Below are 203 nucleotides of genomic sequence, written 5' to 3'. Positions count from 1 at the left end.
GATGTACGTCTCATCAATACGCCATTTGTAATAAGCTTTTTTATGCTTTTTCTTCCAAATTTGATACAAAATTGGGGCATATTCTTGAACCCAACGGTAGACCGTTGAATGATGAACGTTTACACCACGTTCCCTTAATATTTCAGATATATCACGATAACTCAATGTATATCTTAGATAGTAGCCAACGGCTACAGTGATAA

1 pseudogene is annotated in these 203 nt (G+C 35.5%); it reads right to left on the bottom strand.

The features are described 5' to 3' along the window. A pseudogene (locus tag IDG45_RS14205) lies at positions 1-201 on the bottom strand (IS6 family transposase); the annotation flags it as partial. Positions 202-203: the final 2 nt, after the last annotated feature.

It is taken from the genome of Staphylococcus sp. EG-SA-10, from assembly GCF_017151945.1.
GTDB classification, from domain to species: domain Bacteria; phylum Bacillota; class Bacilli; order Staphylococcales; family Staphylococcaceae; genus Staphylococcus; species Staphylococcus aureus.
Note: the sequence above shows the minus strand (reverse complement) of the source record. Positions and strands in the feature narration are given on the sequence as shown.